24 protein-coding genes, 2 tRNA genes and 1 pseudogene are annotated in these 25,550 nt (G+C 69.7%); 10 read left to right on the top strand and 17 right to left on the bottom strand.

What is annotated here, in order from left to right; all coding sequences use genetic code 11:
- Positions 1-23: 23 nt before the first annotated feature.
- The 5 genes from FHS29_RS07950 to FHS29_RS07930 all read left to right on the top strand — a co-directional run bounded on the left by FHS29_RS07950 (position 24) and on the right by FHS29_RS07930 (position 4,889).
- A complete protein-coding gene (locus tag FHS29_RS07950) occupies positions 24-1,292 on the top strand; it encodes a YrhB domain-containing protein (protein WP_184689623.1) in 1,269 nt (422 codons plus the stop codon).
- A gap of 206 nt (positions 1,293-1,498) precedes the next feature.
- Positions 1,499-1,921 (top strand): succinate dehydrogenase, cytochrome b556 subunit, encoded by a 423-nt coding sequence (sdhC, locus tag FHS29_RS07945; protein WP_184689621.1) that lies wholly within the window; start codon positions 1,499-1,501, stop codon positions 1,919-1,921.
- Between the two features lie 2 nt (positions 1,922-1,923).
- The gene (locus FHS29_RS07940) at positions 1,924-2,334 is read left to right on the top strand and encodes a succinate dehydrogenase hydrophobic membrane anchor subunit (protein ID WP_184689619.1); all 411 of its coding nucleotides are present in this window, start codon (positions 1,924-1,926) and stop codon (positions 2,332-2,334) included.
- A 21-nt stretch (positions 2,335-2,355) separates the two neighbouring features.
- Entirely contained in the window at positions 2,356-4,107 is a 1,752-nt protein-coding gene (sdhA, locus tag FHS29_RS07935; RefSeq protein ID WP_184689617.1) for a succinate dehydrogenase flavoprotein subunit, read from the top strand.
- Positions 4,107-4,889, top strand: coding sequence for a succinate dehydrogenase iron-sulfur subunit (locus tag FHS29_RS07930; protein WP_184689615.1), 783 nt, complete (start codon positions 4,107-4,109; stop codon positions 4,887-4,889). Before sdhA ends, FHS29_RS07930 begins: the two co-directional genes overlap by 1 nt.
- Before the next feature lie 389 nt (positions 4,890-5,278).
- Here the strand turns inward: FHS29_RS07930 and FHS29_RS07925 are convergent, their stop codons facing one another.
- A complete protein-coding gene (locus tag FHS29_RS07925; protein ID WP_312864814.1) occupies positions 5,279-6,376 on the bottom strand; it encodes a serine hydrolase in 1,098 nt (365 codons plus the stop codon).
- Between the two features lie 240 nt (positions 6,377-6,616).
- Here FHS29_RS07925 and FHS29_RS07920 point away from each other — a divergent pair, with 240 nt between their 5' ends.
- Together FHS29_RS07920 and FHS29_RS07915 are read left to right on the top strand one after the other, a co-directional pair.
- A complete protein-coding gene (locus FHS29_RS07920; protein ID WP_184689611.1) occupies positions 6,617-6,844 on the top strand; it encodes an SCO4848 family membrane protein in 228 nt (75 codons plus the stop codon).
- A gap of 26 nt (positions 6,845-6,870) precedes the next feature.
- A complete protein-coding gene (locus FHS29_RS07915) occupies positions 6,871-7,218 on the top strand; it encodes a hypothetical protein (protein ID WP_184689609.1) in 348 nt (115 codons plus the stop codon).
- On the opposite strand, the gene yhjD is transcribed toward FHS29_RS07915, so the two are convergent.
- The 10 genes from yhjD to FHS29_RS07865 all read right to left on the bottom strand — a co-directional run bounded on the left by yhjD (position 7,187) and on the right by FHS29_RS07865 (position 18,649).
- Positions 7,187-8,182 carry an inner membrane protein YhjD gene (gene yhjD, locus FHS29_RS07910; RefSeq protein WP_184690065.1) on the bottom strand — a complete coding sequence of 332 codons (996 nt, stop codon included), beginning with the start codon at positions 8,180-8,182 and terminating at the stop codon, positions 7,187-7,189. The genes FHS29_RS07915 and yhjD overlap by 32 nt on opposite strands.
- Before the next feature lie 194 nt (positions 8,183-8,376).
- Positions 8,377-9,372 carry a tryptophan--tRNA ligase gene (gene trpS / locus FHS29_RS07905; protein ID WP_184690063.1) on the bottom strand — a complete coding sequence of 332 codons (996 nt, stop codon included), beginning with the start codon at positions 9,370-9,372 and terminating at the stop codon, positions 8,377-8,379.
- 111 nt (positions 9,373-9,483) lie between these two features.
- Entirely contained in the window at positions 9,484-9,777 is a 294-nt protein-coding gene (locus tag FHS29_RS07900; protein WP_184689608.1) for a hypothetical protein, read from the bottom strand.
- 160 nt (positions 9,778-9,937) lie between these two features.
- On the bottom strand, positions 9,938-12,403 hold the full coding sequence (locus tag FHS29_RS07895; protein ID WP_221455660.1) for a bifunctional FO biosynthesis protein CofGH: 2,466 nt from the start codon (positions 12,401-12,403) through the stop codon (positions 9,938-9,940).
- A 105-nt stretch (positions 12,404-12,508) separates the two neighbouring features.
- Complete coding sequence (locus tag FHS29_RS07890) at positions 12,509-14,206, bottom strand: TIGR03767 family metallophosphoesterase (protein WP_184689606.1); 1,698 nt, start codon at positions 14,204-14,206, stop codon at positions 12,509-12,511.
- A 205-nt stretch (positions 14,207-14,411) separates the two neighbouring features.
- On the bottom strand, positions 14,412-15,206 hold the full coding sequence (locus tag FHS29_RS07885; protein WP_184689605.1) for an exodeoxyribonuclease III: 795 nt from the start codon (positions 15,204-15,206) through the stop codon (positions 14,412-14,414).
- Between the two features lie 11 nt (positions 15,207-15,217).
- A complete protein-coding gene (locus tag FHS29_RS07880) occupies positions 15,218-15,439 on the bottom strand; it encodes a hypothetical protein (RefSeq protein ID WP_184689604.1) in 222 nt (73 codons plus the stop codon).
- Between the two features lie 8 nt (positions 15,440-15,447).
- On the bottom strand, positions 15,448-16,764 hold the full coding sequence (locus FHS29_RS07875; protein WP_246440006.1) for a cytochrome P450: 1,317 nt from the start codon (positions 16,762-16,764) through the stop codon (positions 15,448-15,450).
- Between the two features lie 61 nt (positions 16,765-16,825).
- A complete protein-coding gene (locus FHS29_RS07870; RefSeq protein ID WP_184689603.1) occupies positions 16,826-17,137 on the bottom strand; it encodes an SH3 domain-containing protein in 312 nt (103 codons plus the stop codon).
- Positions 17,138-17,428: 291 nt separating this feature from the next.
- Positions 17,429-18,649: an NADP-dependent isocitrate dehydrogenase gene (locus FHS29_RS07865; protein ID WP_184689602.1), complete on the bottom strand. Its 1,221-nt coding sequence runs from the start codon at positions 18,647-18,649 to the stop codon at positions 17,429-17,431.
- A gap of 136 nt (positions 18,650-18,785) precedes the next feature.
- Here FHS29_RS07865 and FHS29_RS07860 point away from each other — a divergent pair, with 136 nt between their 5' ends.
- Together FHS29_RS07860 and FHS29_RS07855 are read left to right on the top strand one after the other, a co-directional pair.
- A complete protein-coding gene (locus FHS29_RS07860; RefSeq protein WP_184689601.1) occupies positions 18,786-19,592 on the top strand; it encodes a metal-dependent hydrolase in 807 nt (268 codons plus the stop codon).
- A gap of 132 nt (positions 19,593-19,724) precedes the next feature.
- Complete coding sequence (locus FHS29_RS07855; RefSeq protein WP_184689599.1) at positions 19,725-20,210, top strand: hypothetical protein; 486 nt, start codon at positions 19,725-19,727, stop codon at positions 20,208-20,210.
- On the opposite strand, the gene FHS29_RS07850 is transcribed toward FHS29_RS07855, so the two are convergent.
- From FHS29_RS07850 to FHS29_RS07840, 3 genes are all read right to left on the bottom strand, one after another.
- Positions 20,207-20,464: a metallothionein gene (locus FHS29_RS07850; RefSeq protein ID WP_184689598.1), complete on the bottom strand. Its 258-nt coding sequence runs from the start codon at positions 20,462-20,464 to the stop codon at positions 20,207-20,209. The two genes, FHS29_RS07855 and FHS29_RS07850, sit on opposite strands and share 4 nt — an antisense overlap.
- Positions 20,465-20,603: 139 nt before the next feature.
- Positions 20,604-20,686 (bottom strand) — tRNA-OTHER (locus tag FHS29_RS07845).
- Between the two features lie 2 nt (positions 20,687-20,688).
- Positions 20,689-20,762 (bottom strand) — tRNA-Arg (locus FHS29_RS07840).
- A 163-nt stretch (positions 20,763-20,925) separates the two neighbouring features.
- Here FHS29_RS07840 and FHS29_RS07835 point away from each other — a divergent pair.
- Complete coding sequence (locus FHS29_RS07835; protein ID WP_184689597.1) at positions 20,926-22,029, top strand: J domain-containing protein; 1,104 nt, start codon at positions 20,926-20,928, stop codon at positions 22,027-22,029.
- A gap of 253 nt (positions 22,030-22,282) precedes the next feature.
- Here the strand turns inward: FHS29_RS07835 and FHS29_RS07825 are convergent, their stop codons facing one another.
- The 3 genes and pseudogenes from FHS29_RS07825 to FHS29_RS07810 form a co-directional block, all read right to left on the bottom strand.
- Positions 22,283-23,041, bottom strand: coding sequence for a hypothetical protein (locus FHS29_RS07825; protein WP_221455494.1), 759 nt, complete (start codon positions 23,039-23,041; stop codon positions 22,283-22,285).
- Positions 23,041-23,304, bottom strand: coding sequence for a hypothetical protein (locus FHS29_RS07820; RefSeq protein WP_184689596.1), 264 nt, complete (start codon positions 23,302-23,304; stop codon positions 23,041-23,043). The genes FHS29_RS07825 and FHS29_RS07820 overlap by 1 nt, the downstream gene beginning before the upstream one ends.
- A gap of 350 nt (positions 23,305-23,654) precedes the next feature.
- Positions 23,655-24,650, bottom strand: a pseudogene (locus tag FHS29_RS07810) (IS630 family transposase); the annotation flags it as partial.
- Positions 24,651-25,550 lie beyond the last annotated feature (900 nt).

Here is a 25,550-nt window from a genome sequence, read left to right as displayed (position 1 = left end):
CCGACGAGCCCGATGAGGTACCTGTGACGCATCCACGAGGCACTGCCGAGCAGTGGCTCGGCCGGGTCTACGGCGGCGGAGCCGAGCCCACCCGGTACCCGCTGCTGGAGACCGGCCGGGTCGCGGTGTTCGGCTGCCGGTTCCGGGACGAGACCCAGCCCATGCTGGCCGCCGCGCTGGCCGTGCCGAAGAACGGGGACGCCCCGTTCCCGCTGCCCAACGACCGCCCGTTCGCCGACCTCGGCATCGGCGAGGACGCGACCGGGTGGCACGCGCCCGCCGAACGTGACTGGGTGTGGCGGGTCAACGCGCGCAACAGCGTGGTCACCGTGGACGCCGTGGTGGACCGCGCGCCCGCGTCCGCCCTGCCGTGGCGGCCATCGGACGAACGTCCGGGCTGGTGGGACCGCCTGCGCGCGAACCACTTCCCGGACGCGGAGACCTCGGTCTGCGCCGACTGGAACGACGTGGTGTCCGCCGTCCGCGCGGCCGGCCCCGGCACCAGGGGCGTGGTGTGGGTGCGCAGGCAGCTCGCCGGCGTGGAAGTCACCGGCCACCTCGTCTACGCGCACCACGACGGGACCGACGTGGCGGTGCTGGACGGCCTGCGCGGCGGCCTCGCCGACCTGGAGACCGCCACGGTCGAACGCCTGGTCCTGGCCCGGTTCCACCGCCCGCGACCGGCCGCGCCCCCGGACGACGGCGCCACCCTCGCCGACGCCGTCCGCAAGGCCGAGCGCCACCTGGCCGACACCTACGGCGGCCAGGTCGTCCTGGTGGACCCGTCGCCCGACGACGAACTGGACCGCGGCTGGCTGTTCGCCTGCACCACCCGCGACTTCGCCGCGTCCGGCGACTTCCGCGACCAGATGCTCGACGCCGCGCTGGTCGTGCCCAGGAAGGCGGGCCACCGGCCGTTCAACCCGCCCAACTCCGACCCGTGGCCGTGGCTGGAGCGCTGGGACGCCGGCGAGCCCGGCCTGCCCCCGCCGCCGGCACCCGGCCCGGCCGCCTGGTTCACCCCGACCCTGCGCCGGCTCGGCGAGGTGTCCAGCACCAGCACGCACACCCGGTGGAGTGACGTTCTCGACGAGTTCACCGCTCTCCCGGTCGGCTCGATGGCCCTGGTCTGGATCCGCCGGCTGGACCGGCGCGGCCGCGAAACCGTCGGCCTCGTGGTGAACGCGCGCCGGGTGGAGGGCGGCCTGCGACTGGCCGACGGAATGCGCCGGGAACCGCCGGACCTGACCGACGACGGCGTTCTGGGCCTGCACGTGATCCACTACCGCTGACCTATGACGTCTCATGTGGACACCATTCGCAGCAGGTAGCGCACGTCACCATTGAGGTGAATTGATAAAGAGTACGGCAGCTGTTCTTCCGCTCACACAGGGACGCGGCCATTGGGTCGCGCGGAGCACGCGGGTCTAGCATCCGAGGGTCAAGGTCCCCATAGCACGGGAGACCAGTCCACCACTGACGCTGGAGGCCGTTGCGCATGGCCGGCACCACCGCAACCGAGCGGTCGGGCACCTCCCGAGGAGGCGGCACGCTCTACCGTGGCGATCTGGGCATGTGGTCCTGGGTCGCCCACCGCATCACCGGTGTGTTGACGTTCTTCTTCCTGTTCGCGCACGTCCTGGACACCGCCCTGGTACGGGTGTCGCCGGACGCGTACGACAAGGTCATCGAGACCTACAAGAACCCGATCGTCAACCTGTTCGAGGTCGGCCTCGTCGGCGCGGTGCTCTACCACGCGCTCAACGGCATCCGCGTGATGCTCGTCGACTTCTGGGCCAAGGGCCCGAAGTACCAGCGGCAGATGCTCTGGGCGATCCTCGCGGTGTGGGTGCTCGTGATGATCCCGGGTACCTACTTCATGCTGGTCCGCACGGTGTCCGACATGTTCGGGGGTCACTGACCATGAGCGAGCTGATCCTGGACAAGCCGCGGTCCCCGCGCCGCCCCGCCGCGCGCCGCGGCAACGGCGAGCTCTACAGCTGGCTGTTCATGCGCATCTCCGGCGTGGCGCTGGTGGTGCTGGTGCTGGGCCACCTGTTCATCATGAACGTCCTCGACGGCGGTGTGCACCGCATCAACTTCGGGTTCGTGGCGGGCCGCTGGGCGTCGCCGTTCTGGCAGTTCTGGGACCTGGCGATGCTGTGGCTGGCGCAGATCCACGGCGGCAACGGGCTGCGCACCGTGATCAACGACTACGCCCGCAAGGACGCCACCCGGTTCTGGCTCAAGGTGCTGCTGTACGCGTCGATGGTGTTGATCATTTCCCTCGGCACGTACGTGATCTTCACCTTCGACCCGAACATCACCGACTGATCGCCGCGGGAGTACCTCGAAATGCAGTTCCACAAGTACGACGTCGTCATCATCGGTGCCGGCGGCGCCGGGATGCGCGCGGCGATCGAGTCCGGCCAGCGCGCCCGCACGGCGGTGCTCACCAAGCTCTACCCGACGCGTTCCCACACGGGCGCCGCGCAGGGCGGCATGTGCGCCGCGCTGGCCAACGTGGAGGAGGACAACTGGGAGTGGCACACCTTCGACACGATCAAGGGCGGCGACTACCTGGTCGACCAGGACGCCGCCGAGATCATGGCGAAGGAGGCCATCGACGCGGTCCTCGACCTGGAGAAGATGGGCCTGCCGTTCAACCGCACGCCCGAGGGCAGGATCGACCAGCGGCGGTTCGGCGGCCACACCCGCAACCACGGCGAGGCGGCCGTGCGCCGGGCGTGCTACGCGGCCGACCGCACCGGCCACATGATCCTCCAGACGCTGTACCAGAACTGCGTCAAGCACGGCATCGAGTTCTTCAACGAGTTCTACGTGCTCGACATCTGCCTGTCCGAGACCGAGGACGGCCCGGTCTGCACCGGCGCGGTGGCCTACGAGCTGGCGACCGGTGAGATCCACGTCTTCCAGGCCAAGTCCGTGGTGTTCGCGACCGGCGGCTTCGGCAAGGTCTTCAAGACCACGTCGAACGCCCACACGCTGACCGGCGACGGCATGGGCATCGTGTTCCGCAAGGGCCTGCCCCTGGAGGACATGGAGTTCTACCAGTTCCACCCGACCGGTCTCGCGGGCCTGGGCATCCTGCTCACCGAGGGCGCGCGCGGCGAGGGCGCGATCCTGCGCAACGCGTCCGGCGAGCGGTTCATGGAGCGCTACGCCCCCACCATCAAGGACCTGGCGCCACGCGACATCGTGGCCCGCTCGATGGCCCTGGAGGTGCTGGAAGGACGCGGTGCGGGTCCGAACAAGGACTACGTGCTGCTGGACTGCACGCACCTGGGCGCCGAGGTGCTGGAGACGAAGCTCCCCGACATCACCGAGTTCGCCCGCACCTACCTCGCGGTCGACCCGGTGAAGGAACCGGTCCCGGTGTACCCGACCGCGCACTACGCGATGGGTGGCATCCCGACCAACGTGCACGGCGAAGTGCTGCGGGACAACGACAACGTCATCCCCGGCCTGTACGCGGCGGGCGAGTGCGCGTGCGTCTCGGTGCACGGCGCGAACCGCCTGGGCACCAACTCCCTGCTGGACATCAACGTGTTCGGTCGGCGCGCGGGCATCGCCGCCGCCGAGTACGCCAACGCGCACGAGCACGTGGAGCTGCCGGAGAACCCGGCCGCCCAGGTGGAGGCGCAGGTCGCGCTGGTGCTGTCCGAGCACGGCCAGGAGCGGGTGGCGGACATCCGCACCGAGCTCCAGGCCACCATGGACGCCAACGCGTCGGTGTACCGCACCGAGGACACGCTCAAGACGGCCCTGCACGACGTGCAGGCGCTCAAGGAGCGCTACCAGCGGATCACCGTGCAGGACAAGGGGAAGCGGTTCAACACCGACCTCCTGGAAGCCGTGGAGCTGGGCTTCCTGCTGGAGCTGGCCGAGGTCCTGGTCGTCGGCGCGCTGGCGCGCAAGGAGTCCCGGGGCGGTCACGCCCGCGAGGACTACCCGAACCGCGACGACACGAACTTCATGCGCCACAGCATGTACTACAAGCAGGGTGAGGGCCTGTCGGCGGACATCCGCCTGGACTACAAGCCCGTGACGTTCACCCGGTACCAGCCGATGGAGCGCAAGTACTGATGACCGCTACCGCTGAAGTGTCCACGGGCTCGCGCGGCTCCCAGCCCCCGGTCCCGGACGGCGCGATCACCGTCACCCTGAAGGTCCGCCGGTTCAACCCGGAGTTCGACGACGAACCGCGCTGGGACTCGTTCGAGATCCCGGCCCTGGCGTCGGACCGCGTGCTGAACCTGCTGCACTACGTGAAGTGGTACCTCGACGGGACGCTCACGTTCCGCCGGTCGTGCGCGCACGGCATCTGCGGCTCGGACGCGATGCGCATCAACGGCGTGAACCGCCTGGCGTGCAAGGTGCTGCTGAAGGACCTGCTGTCCTCGGGCGGCAAGCAGACCACGATCACCGTCGAGCCCATCAAGGGCCTGCCGGTGCACAAGGACCTGCTGGTCGACATGGAACCGTTCTTCGAGGCGTTCCGCGCGGTCAAGCCCTACCTGATCACCTACGGCAACGAGCCGACCCGCGAACGAGTCCAGTCGGTGGCCGACCGCGAGCGCTTCGACGACACCACGAAGTGCATCCTCTGCGCCTGCTGCACGACCAGCTGCCCGGTGTACTGGACCGAAGGCTCCTACTTCGGCCCGGCCGCCATCGTCAACGCCCACCGCTTCATCTTCGACTCGCGCGACGAGGGCGCGGAGGAGCGGCTCGACATCCTGAACGACGTCGACGGCGTCTGGCGCTGCCGGACGACGTTCAACTGCACCGACGCCTGCCCCCGAGGCATCCAGGTGACCAAGGCGATCCAGGAAGTGAAGCGCGCCCTGCTCTTCAAGCGCGTCTGACCACACCACACGACAAGGGGCGGAGCCAACGGCTCCGCCCCTTCGTCGCACGCCCCCAACCTCACGCAGCACGCATCCGCCGCACCACCACAGAGCAGACCAAAGCCCGAAGTTCTCGTTCTTGTTCTAAGCAGCTCGACGGCAGAAGAGGGACCACGGACCCAAAGCGCTCTAGAAGCACGCAGGTCCGGGCTCAAGCCGGGAACACCAAGCAACTGGACCACATCATCCCGGTCCCAAGAGCTGCCAGGGGACCGCTCTCAACCGGGCACGCCGCCCGCAACGCAACCCCCCAGCGTGCCAAGCCGCGCGCCCTTGCCCTGCCCTTGCTTGCCTGTCTTCCGCAGTCAAGCTGCGCACACCTTTTTGAGAGCGTTTGAGTCCTGGCTTCAGTTCGACTGCTGGGCGGCGGCGCGGGCGGCGCGGGCGGCCTTGGCTCGGCGGTTGCGCAGGTACATCAAGAACGCCAGGACGACGCCGAGGCCGGCCACCGCCGTGATGGGACCGCCGACGGTGCCGAAAGCGGTCGACATGGCGGTGTTGCGGGTGTCCTTGGACTCGGCCACCTCGCCGACCGCCGCGCTGGTGGGCGTCGGCCTCGGCTCGACGGTCTTCTTCTTCGTCTGCGGGGCGCCGTCGACCAGGCGCCCGACCGGCTCACCGGTCGGCAGTTCGAAGCCGTAGTCGAGCAGCTTCGCCGCCTGGTCGATCAACCGCACGGGCTGCTGCTGTCCCCGCAGGAGCACCACCACGAGCTGTCGACCGTCGCGCTCGGCCGCTCCCACGAAGGTGTGCTGGGCGTCGTCGGTGAAGCCGGACTTGCCGCCCAGAGCGCCCTCGTAGGTCCCGAGCAGCTTGTTGTCGTTGATCACCGGCACGGTGCCGACGCCGCTGGCGGCCGGGAAGTCGATGCGCTGCGTCACGACGGCCTTCGCGAAGTCCGGGTACTTCATCGCCGCGCGGAAGATCAGCGCCACGTCGTACGCCGAGGTGCTCGTGCCGGGCGCGTCCAGGCCGGACGGCGTCACCGCGCGGGTGTCCAGCGCGCCCAGTTCCATCGCCAGCGCGTTCATCTTCCGGATGGCGCTCGGCAAGCCGCCCAGCCGCCTCGCCAGCGCGTGCGCGACGTCGTTGCCGGACGCCATGACCAGGGCCTGGAGCAACTGCTCCACGGTGTACTCGGCGCCGTTGCGCAGCCCCACGCAGGTGCACTCCTGCGCGATGTCGTCGGCGTTGGCCGTGACGGTCGCGTCCGCGGCCAGCTCCTTCGCCACGACCATCGCCAGCAGCACCTTGATCACCGACGCGGGCCGTTGCCGGCCGTGCGGGTCGTAGGCGGCCAGGACGGCACCGGAGCCCATGTCGGCGATGAGCCAGCTCTGGGCCGTGATGCTGTCCGGCAGCTTCTGGGCGTTGGAGGGCAGCACGAGGCCGCACTCGCCGAGCCGTTCGCCGCCGATGGGGTTCTCCGGCACTTCCAGCGGCACGGGCGGTTTGGTTCCGGGGGGCACCTGTTCGGACGTGTCGACCGCCGGGGGCGGTGACACCCGGTTATCGCACGGGGCGGGCTGCGCCTGTGCGGCCGAGGCACCGAACACTGCGGTGGCCATCAGCGTGCAGGCAGCCAGCACCAGGGCAACGGGCCGTCGGGACGCGGGGGAAGGCACCCACCCAGGCTATCCACCCCGGTTGAGTGACGTGCACCCGCCACGTCCGATACTGCATCCGTGAAGCTCTCCCGTGGCATGTCCGTCTTCCTGGTGGCCTTCGGGGTGTGGTCCTGGGTGATCTGGCCTACCTTCCTGCGCAACATCTGGAAGGACACCCGTTCGTGGGACGCCGGTCCGACCGCGTTCTTCACCGTGCACCTGGTGCTCGTCGTCGCGTCGCTCACGTTCGGCACGGTCATCGGCGTGCTGGGCATCCGCGGCCTGCGGGCGCTCCGAAGCAAGTAACCCACCACACACCTGGAGGCTCCGCCGTGGAGTTCGTGCGCCTGTTGCTGGTGTTCCTGCACCTGCTGGGCATGGGCATGCTCGTCGCCATGTTCTTCGTCCAGAACCGGGTCGGCAAGGACGGCCCGCTGAACAAGGGCTGGCTGCACGGCGCCGGTCTGCAGTTGGTGACCGGGGTGGCGCTGGTCGCCCTCGCCCCGCTCACCGACAAGGACTACGACCACTTCAAGATCGGGGTGAAGCTGCTGGTCCTGGTGCTGATCGCGGGCTTGGTCGCGGCGAACCTGAACAAGCGGAAGGTCGCGTCCTGGCTGACGCCGGCCCTCGCCGGGCTCGTCGTCGTCAACGTGGCCGTCGCGGTCTTCTGGACGTAGGCCGGAACAGCGCGCCCAGCAGGACCCCCGCGCCGACCAGGCCCACGGCGGCGCGGGGGCTGGGCGCGCGGTGCACCTCCACCAGCGGCCGGATCACCGCCGGCGGGGGCGGTTCGGGCAGGTCGCGCAGCAGGTTCTCGCGCGCGGTGGCCGTCCACGCCGTGATGAACAGCAGGAACTGCGCCACCAGGTTCGCGAACACCAGCACACCGATGATCGGGCCGAACGCCACACCGGCGGGCGAGGACGTCACGGTGGACAGGTAGATCGTCCCGACCTGCTTGAGCACCTCGAACCCGATCGCGGCGGCGGCTGCGCCCTTCAGCGCGCTGCGCCACCCCACGGCCTTGCGCGGCAGCTTCGCCAGCACCCACAGGAACACCAACCAGTTCGCCGCCAGCGCCAGGATGATGGTGCCGACCTTGAGCAGCGCCTCGGCCCACCACACGCCGTCCAGGCCGATGAACTCCAGCACCTCGTGCGCGAACCCGCTGCCGACGGCGGTGAGGCCGAACGACACCACCAGCGCCAAGCCGAGGCTCACCAGCGCCAGCAGGTCCTTCAGCGCCGTCTTCAGGAACGGCAGGTCCTCCTTGGCGTGGCCCCACTGCGCGGTCAGCGCGTCCCGCAGGTTGCTCATCCAGCCGAGGCCCGAGTAGGCGGCGCCGAGCAGGCCGAACACACCGACCGTGCCCTTGGACTGGACGGCCTGGTTGACCACGCCGTTGATGGTGTCGCCCAACGAGCCGGGCACGGCCTCGGCGATGCTGCCCTTCAACTCGTCCAGCAGCCCGGGTTGCGAGGACAGCACGAAGCCGGCGACGGCGAACCCGATCATCAGCATCGGGACCAGCGACAGGACGCTGAAGTAGGTGACCGCGGCGGCGTAGTGCGCGCCGTACTGCTCGGTGTAGCGCTGGGCCGCGCGGAACAGGTGGTCCAGCCAAGGGCGCTCACGGCGCAGCTTGTCGAGCTTCGACTCCTTCGCCGGTTCCGATTTCCGCGCCGCGGTGGACCCGCCCGCCGATCCGGACCTCCTCGGCTTCTCCGCCGGTTCCGCCTGCGCTGCCGGTGTCGCCCTCGGGGCCGGTTTCGGCTGTTCCACCACGATCAGACGTTAAGCCGTCGGGTGATCAACCGCCACTCGGCCAGGGGTGATCACCCGGCCGGCAGGAACCCGAGGCGGTCGTAGGCCCGTGCCAACGTCTTCGCCGCCACCTCACGCGCCCGCTCCGCGCCGCGCGCCAGGATCTTGTCCAGCTCCGAGACGTCGGACAGGTAGTGCCGCACGCGTTCCTGCACGGGCGTGACGAAGTCCGTGTACACCTCGCCGAGGTCCTTCTTCAGGTCCCCGTAGCCCTTGCCCTCGTACGCCGCCACCAGCTCGTCCACCGTCCGCCCGGTCAGCGCCGAGTAGATCACCAGCAGGTTGCTGACCCCGGCCTTCCCGGCCGGGTCGTAGACGATCTCGCGCCCGGTGTCGGTGACCGCCGAACGGATCTTCTTCGCGCCCCGCTTGGGGTCCTCCAGCAGCTCGACCACACCGGTCGGCACCGACTTGCTCATCTTCGACGTCGGGTCCTGGAGGTCGAAGATCTTGGCGGTGTCCTTGACGATGTACGCCTCGGGCAGCCGGAACGTCTTGCCGTAGCGGGTGTTGAAGCGCTGCGCGAGGTCGCGGGTCAGCTCCAGGTGCTGGCGCTGGTCCTCGCCGACCGGCACGTGGTGCGCCTGGTACAGCAGGATGTCCGCGGCCTGCAGGATCGGGTAGGTGAACAGGCCGACGCCGACCTGCGCCTCCTGCCGCGCCGACTTGTCCTTGAACTGGGTCATCCGGCCGGCCTCGCCGAACCCGGTCAGGCACTGGAGCACCCAGCCGAGCTGGGCGTGCTCGGGCACGTGGCTCTGCACGAACAGCGTGGCGTGCTCCGGGTCGATGCCCAGGGCGAGCAGCTGCGCCGCCGACACGCGGGTGTTCTGCCGCAGCGTCTTCGGGTCCTGCGCGACGGTGATGGCGTGCAGGTCGACCACGCAGTAGAAGGCGTCGTGCGTCTCCTGGAGCGCCACCCACTGCCGGATCGCGCCGAGGTAGTTGCCGAGGTGGAACGAGCCCGCCGTCGGCTGGATGCCGGACAGGACGCGGGGACGGCTCACCGGGGCGGCGTTCTCGGCTGCGGCGGTGCTGTCGGCAGTGCTGTCGGCGGTGTTCGCCGCGGAGTTCACCGCGGTGTTCTCAGGAGCCACGCCCTGATTCTCCCAGGCGGATCAGGCGGTCGTGGGAGCGGGCTCGATCACGGGCTGCGCGACGGGCAGGACGACGGCGGGCTCCACGGCGACGGCCGACTCCTCCCTGGCCCGCACCACGGCCGCGCGGCGGCGCCGGACCAGGCCGGCGACCAGGCCGACCACGCCGAACGCCACGGCGGCGACACCCACCGGCGTGTCCACCGACGACGTGCCGAGGGCTGCCGCGCTGGTGCCCGCACTCGCCACACCTGTCGTGGCCAGGGCCGAGACCGTGCCCACCACCACACCCAGTGCTGCACTGCGACCGCGCACTGCCGAGCCTCCTCACCAACACCGCGTCACCACCGGGGTGAACCCTGTTGACGGACGGCCGCGAACCTACCCGGGTTGTCGGACCCCGCTGTGGGTTTCGGGTGAAATCGCGACCGGCGGCAGACTAACCGCGCCGCGTCACCCGCTCGCCCGTGGGGGGTTACCTCACGACGTCGACTCGGCCATATGTCGTAGTGCGCTGGCGGGCGGGCCGACCGGCCAGCGCGGCCGTGTCGTGCAGCTGCCGGGCGGTGCGCGCGGAGCCGTGCTCGGAGCCGGCCATCCGGCTGATGGTCTCCTCCATGAGCGTGCCGCCGAGGTCGTTCGCGCCGCCTCGCAGCACTTCGGCGGTGCCTTCGTCGCCGAGCTTGACCCACGAGCACTGGATGTTGTCGATCCGCCCGTGCAGGGCCAGCCGGGCGAACGCGTGGATGGCGCGGTTGTCCCGCCGGGTCGGCCCCGGCCGTGCCACGCCCGCCAGGTAGATCGGCGCGTTGCGGTGCACGAACGGCAGGCCGACGAACTCGGTCAGGCCCCCGGTGCGGTCCTGGAGGTCGGCGAGCGCGCGGAAGTGGCCGAGCCAGTGCCCGGGGTGGTCGACGTGGCCGTACATCATCGTGGACGACGACCGGATGCCCACCTCGTGCGCGGTGGCGACGACCTCCAGCCAGGTCGCGGCGGGCAGCTTGCCCTTGGTGAGCACCCAGCGGACGTCGTCGTCCAGGATCTCCGCCGCGGTGCCCGGGATGGTGTCCAGGCCGGCGTCCTTGAGGTCGGTGAGCCACTCCCGCACGCTCACGCCCGCCTTGGCCGCCGCGCTGACGATCTCCATCGGGCTGAACGCGTGGACGTGCATGCCGGGGACGCGGGCCTTGATGGCGCGCACGACGTCGGCGTAGTAGGTGACCGGCAGCTTCGGGTCGATGCCGCCCTGCATGCAGACCTCGGTGGCCCCGGCGTCCCAGGCTTCCCGCGCGCGGTCGGCCACCTCGTCGATGCTCAGCCGGAAGGCGTCGGCGTCGCGCTCGCGCTGGGCGAAGGCGCAGAACCGGCAGCCGACGTAGCAGACGTTGGAGAAGTTGATGTTGCGGTTGACCACGTAGGTGACGTCGTCGCCCACGACCTCGGCCCGCAGCTCGTCGGCGAGCCGGGTCATGGTTTCCAGGGCTTCGCCGTCGGCGGTGAGCAGGGCCAGGGCCGCGTCGGAGTCCTGGAGCAGCTTCGCCGGGTCGTCGGCGGCCAGCTTGAGGGCACGCGCGGCGTCCTCGGGGAGCCGGGTGACGGCCTGGGGGATGCTCAGGGAGTCCCAGTCGCCGTACACGGAGTCGAAGTCGCCCCGCCGGTCACCGGTCCGGCCCTCGGTGTCGATCGCGGTGTTCAGGTCGGCGCGGCCGTAGGTGTCCAGGCCGCCGTCCGGCTCCTGCCACTCGCGACCCACGACCTCGGCGTCGGGGTCCGCCAGCCCGTCCGGCCGGGCCAGCGCCTGGACGTGCGCGGTGAGGCGGGTGTCGATCCACTGGCCGGGGGTGCCGCGGACGTAGCGCGGGTAGACCGCCAGCCGTTCGCGGAGCTCGAAACCGGCGGTCTCGGTGAGCCCGGCCAGCTCGTCGACCCGCGGCCAGGGGCGTTCGGGGTTGACGTGGTCGGGCGTCACCGGTGACACCCCGCCCCAGTCGTCGATCCCGGCGCGCAGCATCAGCCCGAACTCGCCGCCGACCAGGTTCGGCGGTGCCTGCACGCTCGTGGACGACGGCATCACCAGCCGGGCGACCGCGATCGTGGCGGCCAGTTCGTGCAGGTCGGCGTCGGGCATCCCGCGCATCGCGGTGTCCGGCTTGGCGCGGAAGTTCTGGATGATCACTTCCTGGATGTGCCCGTACTGCCGCGCGATGCCGCGCATGGCGAGCAGGCTCTCGGCGCGTTCGGTGATCGTCTCGCCGATCCCGATCAGGATCCCGGTCGTGAACGGGACGTTGACCCGGCCGGCGTCGGTCAGCACGCGCAGCCGGACGGCGGGTTCCTTGTCGGGGCTGCCGTAGTGCGGGCCGCCCTTCTCGCTCCACAGCCGTTCGGCGGTGGTCTCCAGCATCATCCCCATGCTGGCCGCGACCGGGCGCAGCCGCTGCAACTCCTCCCAGCTCAGCACGCCGGGGTTGAGGTGCGGCAGCAGGCCGGTCTCTTCGAGGACGGCGATGGCGGACGCGCGCACGTAGTCCAGGGTCGACTCGTAGCCGCGCGCCTCCAGCCACTCCCTGGCCTGCGGCCAGCGCTCCTCGGGCCGGTCGCCCAGCGTGAACAGGGCTTCCTTGCAGCCCTGCGCGGCGGCCCGGCGGGCGATCCCCAGCACCTCGTCGCGTTCCAGGAACGCCGCCGGGAGCTTGTGCGGCACCGTCGCGAACGTGCAGTAGTGGCAGCGGTCGCGGCACAGCCGGGTCAGCGGGATGAACGCGTTGCGGCTGTAGGTGACGACACCGGGCCGCCCCTCGGCGAGCAGGTGGGCGTCGCGCACCCGGCCCGCCGCGTCGAGGAGGGCGTCCAGGTCGTCACCCCGCGCGTGCAGCAGCACCGACGCCTCGGTCACGTCCAGCGCGGCGCCGTCGGCGGCGCGGCGCAGGGCGCGCCTCATCGCCGTCGGGCCGGGGTGGGGCTCGGGCTGGGTGATCGAGATGTCCACTGCCACGTCAACGACACTAGGCGGCCAGAATTCCACCTCTGAGTCGGGAGTGACGTGTCACACCCGGGTGGGCGAGTTGCCGGCCACCAGGAGTTCCGTGTTCCGGTCGGTGGGAGCGCCCACCGCGTCCAGGTCGGCGTGGGGGTCGTTGAACGCGAACTCGCGCGCCAGCGAGGCCAGGCCGCGCGGCGAGAAGTCGTCGTAGTCGGCCGCGTAGGGCGCGTCGCCCTCCACCAGGGTGGTGAACAGGGACAGCGTCCCGTCGCCGTTGTCGACCAGTTCGATGATCCGGGCGTGCTGCGGGTGGTCGACGTGGGCGGCGGTGTTGATCTCCCAGAAGGCCCGGTCGCCGGTGCCGTGCGGGACGATCCTGTTCTCGTGGGTGTGGCCGTTGACCCAGGCGACCACGTTCGGGAAGCGCTGGAGCAGGGCGACCAGGGCGTTGCCGTCCAGCCGGGGGTCGAGCGGGCGGCGGCGGTCGGGCAGGACGTTGCCCATGGTCCGACTGGTGTGGTGGCTGAACAGGATGAACAGCTCGTCGGTGACGGCCTGCGCCTTCCTGGCGCCGAACACGTCGTAGTAGCGGGAGCTGTTGCGGCGGAGGGTCTTCTCCAGCCACCGGTACTGGTGCAGGCCGATGGAGCCGTCCGCGAACCCGGCGGTGGTCGTGGTGTCCAGGCTGACGCCGGTGACGCCGGGGGCGATGCGGAACGTGTAGAAGACGTCCACGCCGTCGGCGTTGTCCGGGGTGAACCCGTGGCCGACCGGTCCGGGGCCGGTGTTGCGCGGGTCCAGGTGGGCCCGGACGAACTCGGCGGTGCCGAACGGCCTGCGACGCGCGTCGGGCGTGACGGTGCGGACGAGGCCGGGGTTCGCGGCAAGCACGGTCGCCGCGTCGGCCGCGTGGGCGGGGTCGGTCATGGCGCGGGCGATGCGGGCGGAGTCGGCCTCGGCGCAGCCCATGACCTTGTTGCGGCCGGTGTAGAGGGCGTCGATGAACGGGATGCCGTCGGGGAGCGAGCCGACCACGCTGTCGTCGTGGTTGCCGAACGTGCAGTACCACGGGATGCGCAGGCCGGGGCTGTCGAACGGGCGGATGGCGGCGTCGAGCAGGTTCGGGACGCGCGGGAAGCCTTTGGCCTTGTAGTCGTCGGCGAGCGTGCTGTCCGGGTTCCAGTACGCCTTGACGCCGGAGTTCTGCACCCCTTCGTACCGCGCCGGGTCGCCGGTGTTGGCGGTGATCCGGCCGCCGTTGAGCACGGTGAGGAACCAGTCGAGTTCGACCTGCTCGTGGTTGTCGGTGTTGTCGCCGGTGGTCATCACGAAGTCGATCGGCCGCCCGGTGAACGGTCCACCGGTCAGTGCGTTGACCTTCCGGACGAGTGCGGCGGACGTGTGCTGCGCGAGAGTCTCGTGCGCCCGGAACGCCCCGGCCCCCATCAACGGGTGCGTGTACTCGAACCGCGCCGGGCTCTGCGTGTCGACCATGTGCATGTCGGTGAACTGCACGAAACACGCCAGTGGCCGCCGCCGGTCGACCCTCGCCGCACCCGGCGTCGCGATGTCCCCGCGCACGACCAGCGGCCACCCGGGCCCCGCCGCGAGCCGGCGGTACCCGGCCCCGCCGATCGGCGTCGCCGCAACGTCCAGCGTGGTACCGGTGGTGGTGGCGGAAGCGGGCGGCCCGCCCCACACCACCGCCGCCCCCGCGACCCCCGCCGCCTGGAAGAAACGCCGTCGGTTGACCCTGGCCATCGCCGCTCCCCACCTCGATTGGTGAAAGAGTTTCACGATTGGTGGTGCAGGTCACGAACGTGAAGTGAAGTGCGGCCGAACGAGCGAAGACGATCGTCCGGTTGATCGTGGCACCGAGCGAAGACCCCAGCCGCCGGCGCACCGAGATCCGCTACTCGATCCGGTCCCGAGCAGTCGACACTTTTCCTGGTTCAGCCGGGCCGGCTCAGTCGCCGTAGATCACCGTGACCGGCGCGTGGTCGGACCAGCGCTCACCGTACGAAGCCGCCCGCTCCACCACCGCACTGGCGGCCCGAGCCGCCAGACCCTCCGTCGCCACCTGATAGTCGATCCGCCACCCGGAGTCGTTGTCGAACGCCTTCCCCCGGTACGACCACCACGTGTACGGCCCCACCGCATCCGGGTGCAGCGAGCGCACCACGTCCACGTACCCCGAAGAGAACACCTCCGACAGCCAAGCCCGCTCCGACGGCAGGAACCCGGAAGACTTCTGGTTCGTCTTCCACGCCTTCAGGTCCGCCTCGCGGTGCGCGATGTTCCAGTCGCCGCACACCACGACCTCGCGCCCGTCGGCCGCCGCCTTCTCCCGCAGCTCCACCAGGTACGGCAGGAACGCGGCCATGAACCGCTCCTTCTCCTCCTGCCGGGGCGTGCCGACGTCACCGCTGGGCAGGTAGAGGCTCGCCACCACCACGGACGGCAGCTCCACCTCCACGTACCGCCCGGAGTGCTCGAACTCGGGCACGCCGAAGCCGATCCGGACCGCCTCCGGCGCCTGCCGGGTCAGCACCGCGACCCCGTTGCGCCCCTTGACCTCCGAGTGCGCGTGCGCCACGTGCCACCCCTCGGGCGAGCGCACCTCGTCGGGCAGCTGACCGGGCTCGGCGCGGACCTCCTGGACGCACACCACGTCGGCGGACGTCGCGGCGAGCCACTCCAGGTAGCCCTTCCTGGCGGCCGCGCGCAGCCCGTTGACGTTGACGGTGGAGACGGTCAGCACGAGGAAGCAGCCTAGTGGCGCTCGGCGACGGCCCAGCCGTGCGGGTAGTGCGCGCCGCACCCGGCGCAGGTCGCCACCAGGCCGAGCATCAGCACCAACGGACTGGAGCCGCCGGGTGACGGCACGCCGCGCACCTCGTGGCCGTCCAGGTCCGCCCGCAGCTCGGGCCACTCCGTCGGGCAGGCGCACGTGGTCACCGCGGTCCGGCGCAAGGGGCGCCACCTGAAGAACATGCCGACCATCACACCACCGCGGGCACCCGCTTCACATAGCGGACCCGGCACGGGGAGTCCGGCCACTTGGTGTGCATCCCCGGCACGGGCCTCGGGTCGGGGTCGAGCAGCGAGAAGTCGTAGCGGCGCAGCAGCCGGGCGATGACCACCTTCATCTCCAGGTACGCGAAGTGCACGCCGGTGCAGCGGTGCAGGCCGCCGCCGAAGCCGATGAGCGCCTGGCGCTCCAGCTTCCCCTCCCGGCCTTCGGTGAACCGGTCGGGCCGGAACTCGTCCGGTCGGGCGTGCTCGGCGGGCAGCCGGTGGGACACCGACGGGGCGGCGATCACCATCGTGCCTTCGGGGATCACGTGGCCGTCGAGCTCGAACGTCTCCGCCGCCTGCCGCACCAGCACGTGCGCGACGGGGTGCAGGCGTTCGGTCTCGTGCAGGCAGTTGTCCAGATGCGCCAACCGCTTGACGCCCGCCAGGTCGATCTCGCCGGTCTCCGCGCGCACCCGTTCGACGTGTTCCGGGTTGCCCAGCAGGTCGACCAGCGCCCACGAGATGTGCCCGGTGGTGGTCTCGTGGCCGGCCCACGTGAACAGCAGGATCATGTTGACCAGCACCAGGTCCGGCACGGGCGTGCCGTCGGCGTAGGTCGCCTCGGCCAGGGTCTGCAGGAAGTCGGGCGGTGACACGGGGTTCGCGCGGCGTTCCCGGATCATGCCGCCGAGTGCGGCCCTCAGGCGGTCGCGGGCGTGGTTGCTGCGGACCACGGACGGCAGCGGGAGGCGCTGCGGCAGGGCGGGGTTCATGCCGGCGGAGAACCGGCGGAACTCGGCGAAGAAGTCCCGGTCCATCCGGGAACCGAAGTCCGGCCCCAGGAAGCACCGCGCCGCGATGCGCATGACCAGTGGGCCGAGCTCGTCGGTCAGGTTGAACTCGCCGGCGTCGCCGAGGTGCTCCTCGAACGCGGCGGTCTCGTCCAGCATGGCCGTGACGTAGCCGTCCAGCTGCCGTCCCTGGAAGCGCGGCACGACGATCTCGCGCTGCCGCCGGTACTCCTCCACGCCCGCGAAGAAGTAGAACTCGGGCGAGAACATCCGCTCGAAGAACGGGTAGGCGGTCCGGATCGACAGCTTCCTGTCCGTCTCGGCGAAGAAGAACCGGTTGCGTTCCGCGCCGAGCAGCACCACCGCCCGTCTGCCGGGCAGCCGCAGCGAGAACACGCCGCCGACTTCCCGACTGCCTCGCCCGATCAGCTCGACGGGCTTGCGGATGAACTCGACGATGTGCCCCAGCACGGGAAACGCACCGGACACCGGCGGAGGGAAGCGGTCCATGGCTGCCAACGTGGCACTGACCACGGCGCTGCGACACCGCTCGCTGAGCGACTTCCACGTCTCAGCCGCAGTTACTGTCCGAGGTCGGCGTGACGAAGTCGGCGTTCACCCACCGCCCGTCCGCCAGCAACCGGAACCCGTTCTCCACCCGCCGTTCGGCCTGCACCACCGAGTCCCGCTGCATGGTCGCCACGATCGGCTGGGTGTCCGCCGGGCCGGCCCGCACGTTGAGGATGTCGGCCACCACGGTGACCCGGCACTCCGCCGTCGCCGCCTCCGACCCCAACGGCTTGCCGCCGTTGGCGACCCACATCGCCCCGGCCGTACCCAGCACCCCGATCACGATCAGCCCGCGCAAAGGAATCCCGAACATCGCCACGCCTCCCGGAACCGCTCCTGAAGTGCAGATATAGCGCGGCGACGGGGCACCCACACCTCGCGGCCGGGAATCCACTCCGCAGGGGAACCGAACGGGTGACCGGACCCCCGGCGGTCACACCACCACGGCCGGCGGTCACACCACCTCCGCCGGCCGCCGAGCGGGCGTCCGGCGTCCGCGGGAACGGCGGAGGGGACCGCCCGAAAGCGGCCCCCTCCGACAACGACCGGGAACGACGACCCGGCCCGCAGCGCAGCCGGTCGCCGACGGCGGCTCGACCAGAGGTCAGCCGGCCATCCGCTTCTGGAGGTTCTCGTCCAACGTGCCGAGGAAGTCCTCGGTGGTCAGCCACTCCTGGTCCGGCCCGACGAGCAGGGCCAGGTCCTTGGTCATCTTCCCGCTCTCCACGGTCGAGATGATCACCTGCTCCAGCGTCTCCGCGAAGCCCGTCACCTCCGGGGTGCCGTCGAGCTTGCCGCGGTGCTTCAGGCCACCGGTCCACGCGTAGATCGACGCGATCGGGTTGGTGGAGGTCGGCTTGCCGGCCTGGTGCTGGCGGAAGTGCCGGGTCACCGTGCCGTGCGCCGCCTCGGCCTCGACGGTCTTGCCGTCCGGCGTCATCAGCACCGACGTCATCAGGCCCAGCGAGCCGAAGCCCTGCGCGACCGTGTCGGACTGCACGTCACCGTCGTAGTTCTTGCAGGCCCAGACGTAGCCGCCCTCCCACTTCAGCGCCGCGGCGACCATGTCGTCGATCAGGCGGTGCTCGTAGGTGAGGCCGGCGGCGTCGAACTTGTCCTTGAACTCGGACTCGAAGACCGCCTGGAAGATGTCCTTGAACGCCCCGTCGTACGCCTTGAGGATGGTGTTCTTGGTGGACATGTAGACGGGGTAGTTGCGCTGCAACCCGTACGCGAACGAGGCGCGTGCGAAGTCCTCGATGGACTTGTTGAAGTTGTACATGCCCATCGCCACGCCGCCGTCGGCGCCGAAGTTCGCCACCACGTGCTTGATCGGCTCGGAGCCGTCCTCGGGCGTGAACGTGATGGTCAGCTCACCCGCGCCGGGCACCTTGAAGTTGGTGGCCTTGTACTGGTCGCCGTGGGCGTGGCGGCCGATGATGATCGGCTTGGTCCAGCCCGGCACCAGCCGCGGGATGTTGGAGATGATGATCGGCTCGCGGAACACCACGCCGCCGAGGATGTTGCGGATCGTGCCGTTCGGCGAGACCCACATCTTCTTCAGGCCGAACTCCTCGACCCTCGCCTCGTCCGGGGTGATGGTGGCGCACTTGACGCCCACGCCGTGCTTCTTGATGGCGTGCGCCGAGTCGATGGTCACCTGGTCGTCAGTGGCGTCCCGGTGCTCGATGCCCAGGTCGTAGTACTCCAGGTTGACGTCCAGGTACGGGTGGATCAGCTTGTCCTTGATGAACTGCCAGATGATCCGGGTCATCTCGTCGCCGTCGAGTTCGACGACGGTCCCCTGAACCTTGATCTTGCCCATACTCAGGGCGCTCCTCTCGCGACAATGCAAGCAAGACAAGCGTACTGCTATGTCCGGCTGCTGGTGACCCACCCGACTCAAATGGGAACGGGGTCACAATGCCTTAGCCTCCAGTCACGATCTTGGAGGGGGCACCATGTCGACCGGACCCACGCACGCCATGAGCGGCCTACTGGCCTGGGCGGCGGTGACCGCACTCGCCGACAACCATCCCATCGGTCAGCTCAGCCCGCAGAGCTGGGCCGTCGGCGCGGTGCTGGCGACCGGCGCGGCGCTGCTGCCGGACCTGGACCACCCGTCGTCGACCATCTCGAGGACGTTCGGGCCGGTCAGCGCGGGTGCGTCGGCGCTGATCAACACGATCAGCTCGTTCGTCTACCGCACCACCAGGACCCGCAAGGACTCCAACCGGGACGGCGGCCACCGGGGTCTCACGCACACCCTGGCATTCGCCCTGGCAGCGGCCGTCGGCACGACCGCGGTCGTGCAGCAGTCGCAGAAGTGGGCGCTCCCGGTCCTGATGTTCGTGTTCGCGGGGCTGGCCGTGCGCGGGATCATGAACGACTGGTGCCCGAAGAAGGACGCCCTGCTGATCACCGCGGTGTCCGCCGCGATCACCGGCCTCTGCGTGGCGTGGACGGCGCAGACCCCGGCCAGCGCGGCGGCGTGCGGGGTGGCGGTGGGGGTCGGGTGCGTGGCGCACTACCTGGGCGACGCGATCACCGAGCAGGGCTGCCCGATCCTGTGGCCCATCCCGCTCGCGGGCAAGACCTGGTTCCCGGTGGCGCCGCCGAAGATCCTCCGGATGCAGACCGGCGGGACCGTGGAAATGGCGGTTGTGGGACCGTTGATCACGATCCTGTCCGTCTGGCTGTCGGCGGCGGCACTGCAACAGGCCGGTGCGCTGCCGTTCCTGGCGGGCTTCGATCTGCTACCGATCTAGATTTCGGACAACCGCCATTCGCAGGCTACCTGCACCTCACCCGATCGGACTAGCCTCTCCGGGAGCCGCGGCCAGGTGGCGGGCTCGTTCCGACCTCCCGGAAGGAACTGGATCGATCTTGGTGGACGTGCGATGACGACGTGGCTCGGCCTCAACGCGGGTCACGACGACCCCAGGACGGCGGACGCGACGGCGGTGGCCCTCTACGAGTCGCTGCTGTTCCACGCGCACGTCGTGTGCGTGCACTCGGTGGGCGACCACCACCCGATGTCCTTCCGGCTGACCGACGACCCGTCGGAGAACACCCTCTCCACGCTGATCGAACGCGGCTACGGCGTGGCGGTCCACAACGGCAGCCTGCAGCGACTGGCCGGTCCCGACCACCTGACCAGGGACGCCCTCCGGGCCGCCCTGGCGCACCGCGACCGCAGGGAGGGCAGGGCGCTGCGCTTCCCCGGTCAGCGTTCCCTGCGCGGCAGGTACGGCGTGTCGGACATCCTCACGTTCAGCGCGATAGACGAGGTGCTGCCCCACGGCATCAAGAGCGTGGACGCCCGGGGCGACCTGCAGCCGTCCTTCGTCGACGGCCGCCTGGTCCTCGTCTGCCCCGAGGTCTAGCCGGGGTGGGCGCCCACCGTGTCCCGGATCTGGTCCCCCAACCGGTCGGCGCTGCGGGCGCAGTGGGCGCAGCAGAAGAACCGCCCCTCCACCTCGACGCCGTGCCCGAGGATCCGGCAGTCGCAGTGCTCGCACCGCGGCGCCAAGCGCTGGATCGCGCACTCGAAGCTGTCGAAGGTGTGCACCCCACCTCCCACCGTGCGCACCTCGAACGCCATCCAGTAGTCGTTCCCGCAGACGTCACAAGTCGCCATGCGCGCAGCCTGCGACAGGCTCGCGCACCCGGCAACTCGAACCCGCGCGGCCCCACCCCGACGGGCGCGCACCGGCAGGTCAGCCCCTGCGCCGGCCCGTCTCACCAGCTCCGGGCCGTGCACCGACGAGCGTCACCGGCGGACCAGGCCGGACTCGAACCGGCGTCCTCCCGAGCCCCGAAAAGGCCGACACGGGCGCGTCAACCACTGCGCTACAGGTCCAACGAGCCGGGCCGGACTCGAACCGGCGTCCTCCCCCATCGCATGAGGGCGCGACAACCACTGCGCTACCAGGCTCCCGCCCAACCCTAGCCACCACCCCGCGCCGGAAGACAGTGCCGGAAGAGCAGTACCGCCTCGGACCCACCCCCGCAACCCCGGCGGCCCGAACCCGAACCACCCGCCCCGGCGCGGCCCCACCCGGACCCGATCCCGACGCCGGTGCCGCTAAGGTCTGCCGCGTGCGCGGGGTCGACTACTACGAACTCCTCGGGGTCGGCCGCAACGCGTCCCCATCGGAGATCAAAACCGCCTACCGTTCGCTGGCCAAGGTCATGCACCCGGACGCGGGCGGCTCCTCCCTCACCTTCCGCATGTTGCAGGAGGCCTACGACACCCTCCGCGACCCGACCCGCCGGCGCGACTACGACCGGGGCTGGTCGTTCACCCGACCGCAGTCCCCCACCTCCCCGTCCCGGCCCCCGCGCAGCGGTCGCACCGGCCGACTGCGCAACTTCGGCGAGGACCCGGACTTCATCCCCCCGAAGCCGACCGTGGACCCGGGCAGCGTCCCGTGGTGGCACCTGGTCGACGTCACCCAGCGCGTCCGCTACGTGCCGGCTTCCGGTCCCGGCCACGCACCGGCGCTGGCCGCCGTCTGCGGCTGGTTCTTCCTGCTCCTGCCGGTGGTGGCGATCGACTTCTCCCCCCTGACCCTGACCCTCTGGCTGCTGGTGGTGGCCGCCGCGGCAGCTGCCGCGTTCCGCCTGGTGCGCCGCTACCTGAAGGCCACCAGAGCGGACCGCCGGTTCGCCGCGGAAGTCGATGCCGAAACCGTCCACGGCACCACCGACGACCGCCCGTGCGAACGCATCACCGCCGACCTGCTGTCCCGGTACCTGACCCGCCTGCCGGGTGCCCGCATCTTCCACGGCCTGGCGTGGCCGGGCTCGGTGTTCGCCGACGTGGACCACGCCGTCCTCTGCGGTCGCCGACTCGTGCTCATCGAGTCGAAGTCGTGGCTGCCCGGCCACTACGCGGCGGAGGACGACGGCACCCTGTGGCGCAACGGCCACCCGTTCCGAGGCGGCGGCATGCGCCTGCCCCGCAGCCTGGCCGTGTACCGCAAGCTGCTGCCGTGGCTGGACATCCGCACCGTGCTCCTGGTCTACCCCAGCCGCGCCGGCGACATCACCACCGACCAACCCGCCGAAACCCTCATCCCCCCGATGACCCCGGAACAGTTCGTCGAGGAGATCGGCGACTGGCTGTCCGAAGACCCGGCGTCAGTGGACCGCGAGGCGTACCGCCTACTGCTGGCCCAGGTAGTTCCCGTCACCCGGTAGTTCCCCCAGGATCCCCGTCCTCTCGATCCACCGAACAGCAGCCAGACAGCATCGGCCGCCCGAGGACGCGTGCACCGCTCCGCGCCGTCGTACCGACGAGGCAGGCACCCCCGGAACCCTCGTGGGATGCTTCCGCCCATGAGTTCGAAGCTGTGCCTGGCCCAGGACCCGGACGCGGACCACCTGCTCTCCACCAACCCGCCGGCCTTGCTGTTCGGGATGCTGCTCGACCGGCACACTGCTTGATGTACGACTAGCTTGCGGCCTCTTCGAGCAGTCGAGCCGCAGCTGCCGGGTCCATGAAGTTCGAGTACACCTGTTCGCCAGGGCGCAGCGATCGATCCGGCATGGCGAACTCGGGATACCAGTCGTTCCGATCGCAGCCAGGAACCAGGTCCAGAACGACAGCCACGAGGTTGTCGGGGACCGGACCGGTGATCCACAACGCCACGTACGTTCCGTGGTCCTCCGCCCCCTGGACGAGCACTCCGAGTTCCGCGCCGGCGACCTCGCCGATGTGCTCGTGTCCGTCGAGCAACGATGCACATACCAGACGCCGCACCGTGTGGCGCATGGCGCGCAGCATCCGAACAGCTGCTTCAGCGCGATACCGATCGCGGTCATCTTCGTCCGGCAGCCACTGACCGCAGAACGTCGATGACTTCAGGGGCGGCCTGTGCTCCGCGTTGTACCGGGTGCGTGCGGCGACAGCCGCAGTCGCGAGCACTTCGTAGAAGTCATCTCGACTGCCCGCTTCCCTGACGCCGGCGGTCACCATCCAACTCGGTTCACCTGACTCGACGACCGCTCCTCGCCAACGTTGCACCTTGACCTTGAACATGACCACGTCATCGATCGAACGGATCCGCTCTCGCGGGCCAGTCGGCAGAGCGAACTGACTGTTGGCCTTCCTGACCAACGGATGATCGATCTCATCGAGCGGTTCATCGAGCGGCGGCAAGGCGAGACCCAGGTCTCCACGCAGGCACCGCAAGGTAGGACGAACGGTCATCAGGACTCGCGAACCCCGCCGAGTTCATCGAGGCGCTCCTTGGACAGACCTGTCAGGGCAGCCACCTGGCTGCCCGGCGTGCCGTCGAGCACCTGCATCGTGCGACGCAGCGCGGTGTTGATCTCTTCACGCCTGGCGCTCAAGTACTCGCGGACCGCAGCAGCCAGCAGTTCCTTCTGCGACATGTGCAGCGCGGTAGCCCCGTGAGCGATCAGAGCGTGCGTCTCTCGATCAACCTTGACAGGAGCCGACTGGATAGCCATGACACACCTCCGGTACCCAAAGCTACTCGGGTACCGGAGTGGGTTCAAGGTGGCCATCGCAACTGTCGTAGTACATCCGCGCCGCGCGCCGTCGTGCCGACGAGGCAGGCACCCCCGGAACCCTCGTGGGATGCTTCCGCCCATGAGTTCGAAGCTGTGCCTGGCCCAGGACCCGGACGCAGACCACCTGCTCTCCACCAACCCGCCGGCCTTGCTGTTCGGGATGCTGCTCGACCAGCACACTGTTTGATGTATGACATCGTCGAGGTACGCCGCTAGTGTCGTGCGCCAGGAATTCGATCAAGATATGAGGCGAGGCGGTCGAGAATTTCGTCCGCGTCCTTGGCTCAAGCGAAGGGCTTGGAATCCTCGTTCCAGGTCTTGATCCAGTCACGAATGTCGTTTTCAAGGGCGCGCAACGACCTGTGGGCTGCGCGACGCAGCCGTCTGTCGGTGAGCAGGCCGAACCCGTGTTCAACCTGGTTGAGCCAGGAGGAGTAGGTGGGAGTGAAGTGCATGTGGAAGCGCGGGTGCGCTTCCAACCACTTGCGGACGGTGAGGTGTTTGCGGGTTCCGTAGTTGTCGCAGACCAGGTGCACGTCGACGTCGGCGGACACCTCTTTGTCGATTCTGGTCAGAAACTTCTTGAACTCCACGGCCAAGTGGCGGCGGTGGACGGAGCCGATGACCTCGCCGGTGGGCACGTCCAGCGCGGCGAACAGGGTGGTGACGCCGTGCCGGACGTAGTCGTGGGTGCGGCACTCGGGCAGACCGGGCATCATCGGCAGCACCGGCGCGGACCGGTCCACTGCCTGGATCTGCGACTTCTCGTCCACGCACAGAACCAGCGCCTTCTCCGGCAGGTCTAGATACAGGCCGATCACGTCGCGGACTTTGTCCACGAACTGCGGATCGTTGGACAGTTTGAACGTGTCGACCTGGTGTGGCTTGAGGTTGAACGCCTTCCAGATCCGCCCGACCGTGGAGCGGGACAGCCCGCTCTCGGCTGCTATCGACGCCCGGGACCAGTGCGTGGCGTCGGACGGTGTCCGTTCCAGCGTGGCCACCACCACCTGCTCGACCCGCTCGTCGGTGATTCTGCGCGGCGCGCCCAGACGCGGCTCGTCCACCAGCCTGTCCAGGAACCGGCGGCGCCACTTGCCCACCGTCTGGGGCCCGATCCCCAACTCCGTCGCCACTTCCTGATCGGACTTCCCGTCCGCACAGCCCAGCACGATCCGGCACCACTGCGCCAACGCCTGCGACGACCTCGCCCACCGCGCCAGCGTCTCGCGTTCCTCGTCGGTCAACACCACCACGGCCACCGCCCGGTCAGTACGAGCCATCGACCAAACCCACACTTACTCAACGAACTTCAGACGCAGGACACAAGGCCGGCGGCGGAGCTCTTTGCCCAGGGTTCCGGTGGGCCGAGGTCGCGAGGTTACTAAAGGTGTCGAGACGGAGGGTTGCGTATGACAGGGTCCTGGGTCGACGATGGCGCGCAAGAGCTGTGATGGGCGGCCCACCAGCGACGCGGCCGTCTCCGATGGGCGCACAGTTCCATATGGTGCTGATGACACCGGACCAAGACAGGCCGCGAGGAGGTCGAACCGGCGCTGGACGTTGGCCCGGATCGCCCACGAGTAATCCGGAGACCGACGAGGGCGGACCACCAGACCCTGGGAAGAGTGTTGCGGCGACTGCTGGGACGGTGGGCTGATCCTGGAAGGCACCGGCCGGTCGGCACTGCAACGCGACCGGGTCGCGGTGGCAACTCGGAGAGTCGAAGTATGGCCAGCGGCAACCCCGCAGCGCGGATCCGGGGCTGGACCTGTTTCCTTGACGGGAACACGCTAAGCCTGCTCCTGCGCCGCGCCTGGTCTCTGGTCGGCAGAGCCTGTCGTAGAGGTCTCCGGAATTATCTCTAGACGGAGCGTCCGTAGCCTCCGTCCGCTACTACCCACCCAGGTGACCGGACGACACGGCTGCGGTCGGGACGGAGACCAGGAGGGCTACACCGCCGCCGACTTCTTGCCCGGTCTTACGCCACCCGCGCCACACCGACTGCAACCCCGCCGAGTCCGTCCGGGACTAGGCCGACAACCGCCCCCTGGCCAACCTCGCCACCCACACCACCGCCGAACGCGCCCACGTCGCCCGCCGCGTACTGCGCAGCGTCCATCGGCCCTCAACTCTCCGCCAGCTTCCTCAATTACGCTATAAAAACCAATAAGCAAAGCCAG

It is taken from the genome of Saccharothrix tamanrassetensis (assembly GCF_014203665.1).
GTDB classification, from domain to species: Bacteria; Actinomycetota; Actinomycetes; order Mycobacteriales; family Pseudonocardiaceae; genus Actinosynnema; species Actinosynnema tamanrassetense.
The sequence above is the reverse complement of the archived record's forward strand: the minus strand, read 5'-3'. Positions and strand labels throughout refer to the sequence as shown.

What these genes read in the sequence shown, in the direction of transcription:
- FHS29_RS07860 (WP_184689601.1), top strand. Translation starts at nt 18,786, where the DNA reads ATGTCGACCGGACCCACGCACGCCATGAGCGGCCTACTGGCCTGGGCG.
- FHS29_RS07870 (WP_184689603.1), bottom strand. Translation starts at nt 17,137, where the DNA reads ATGTTCGGGATTCCTTTGCGCGGGCTGATCGTGATCGGGGTGCTGGGT.
- FHS29_RS07820 (WP_184689596.1), bottom strand. Translation starts at nt 23,304, where the DNA reads ATGGCTATCCAGTCGGCTCCTGTCAAGGTTGATCGAGAGACGCACGCT.
- FHS29_RS07940 (WP_184689619.1), top strand. Translation starts at nt 1,924, where the DNA reads ATGAGCGAGCTGATCCTGGACAAGCCGCGGTCCCCGCGCCGCCCCGCC.
- FHS29_RS07895 (WP_221455660.1), bottom strand. Translation starts at nt 12,403, where the DNA reads ATGAGGCGCGCCCTGCGCCGCGCCGCCGACGGCGCCGCGCTGGACGTG.
- FHS29_RS07825 (WP_221455494.1), bottom strand. Translation starts at nt 23,041, where the DNA reads ATGACCGTTCGTCCTACCTTGCGGTGCCTGCGTGGAGACCTGGGTCTC.
- sdhA (WP_184689617.1), top strand. Translation starts at nt 2,356, where the DNA reads ATGCAGTTCCACAAGTACGACGTCGTCATCATCGGTGCCGGCGGCGCC.
- FHS29_RS07865 (WP_184689602.1), bottom strand. Translation starts at nt 18,649, where the DNA reads ATGGGCAAGATCAAGGTTCAGGGGACCGTCGTCGAACTCGACGGCGAC.
- FHS29_RS07930 (WP_184689615.1), top strand. Translation starts at nt 4,107, where the DNA reads ATGACCGCTACCGCTGAAGTGTCCACGGGCTCGCGCGGCTCCCAGCCC.
- FHS29_RS07875 (WP_246440006.1), bottom strand. Translation starts at nt 16,764, where the DNA reads ATGGACCGCTTCCCTCCGCCGGTGTCCGGTGCGTTTCCCGTGCTGGGG.
- sdhC (WP_184689621.1), top strand. Translation starts at nt 1,499, where the DNA reads ATGGCCGGCACCACCGCAACCGAGCGGTCGGGCACCTCCCGAGGAGGC.
- FHS29_RS07890 (WP_184689606.1), bottom strand. Translation starts at nt 14,206, where the DNA reads ATGGCCAGGGTCAACCGACGGCGTTTCTTCCAGGCGGCGGGGGTCGCG.
- FHS29_RS07850 (WP_184689598.1), bottom strand. Translation starts at nt 20,464, where the DNA reads ATGGCGACTTGTGACGTCTGCGGGAACGACTACTGGATGGCGTTCGAG.
- FHS29_RS07855 (WP_184689599.1), top strand. Translation starts at nt 19,725, where the DNA reads ATGACGACGTGGCTCGGCCTCAACGCGGGTCACGACGACCCCAGGACG.
- FHS29_RS07880 (WP_184689604.1), bottom strand. Translation starts at nt 15,439, where the DNA reads ATGTTCTTCAGGTGGCGCCCCTTGCGCCGGACCGCGGTGACCACGTGC.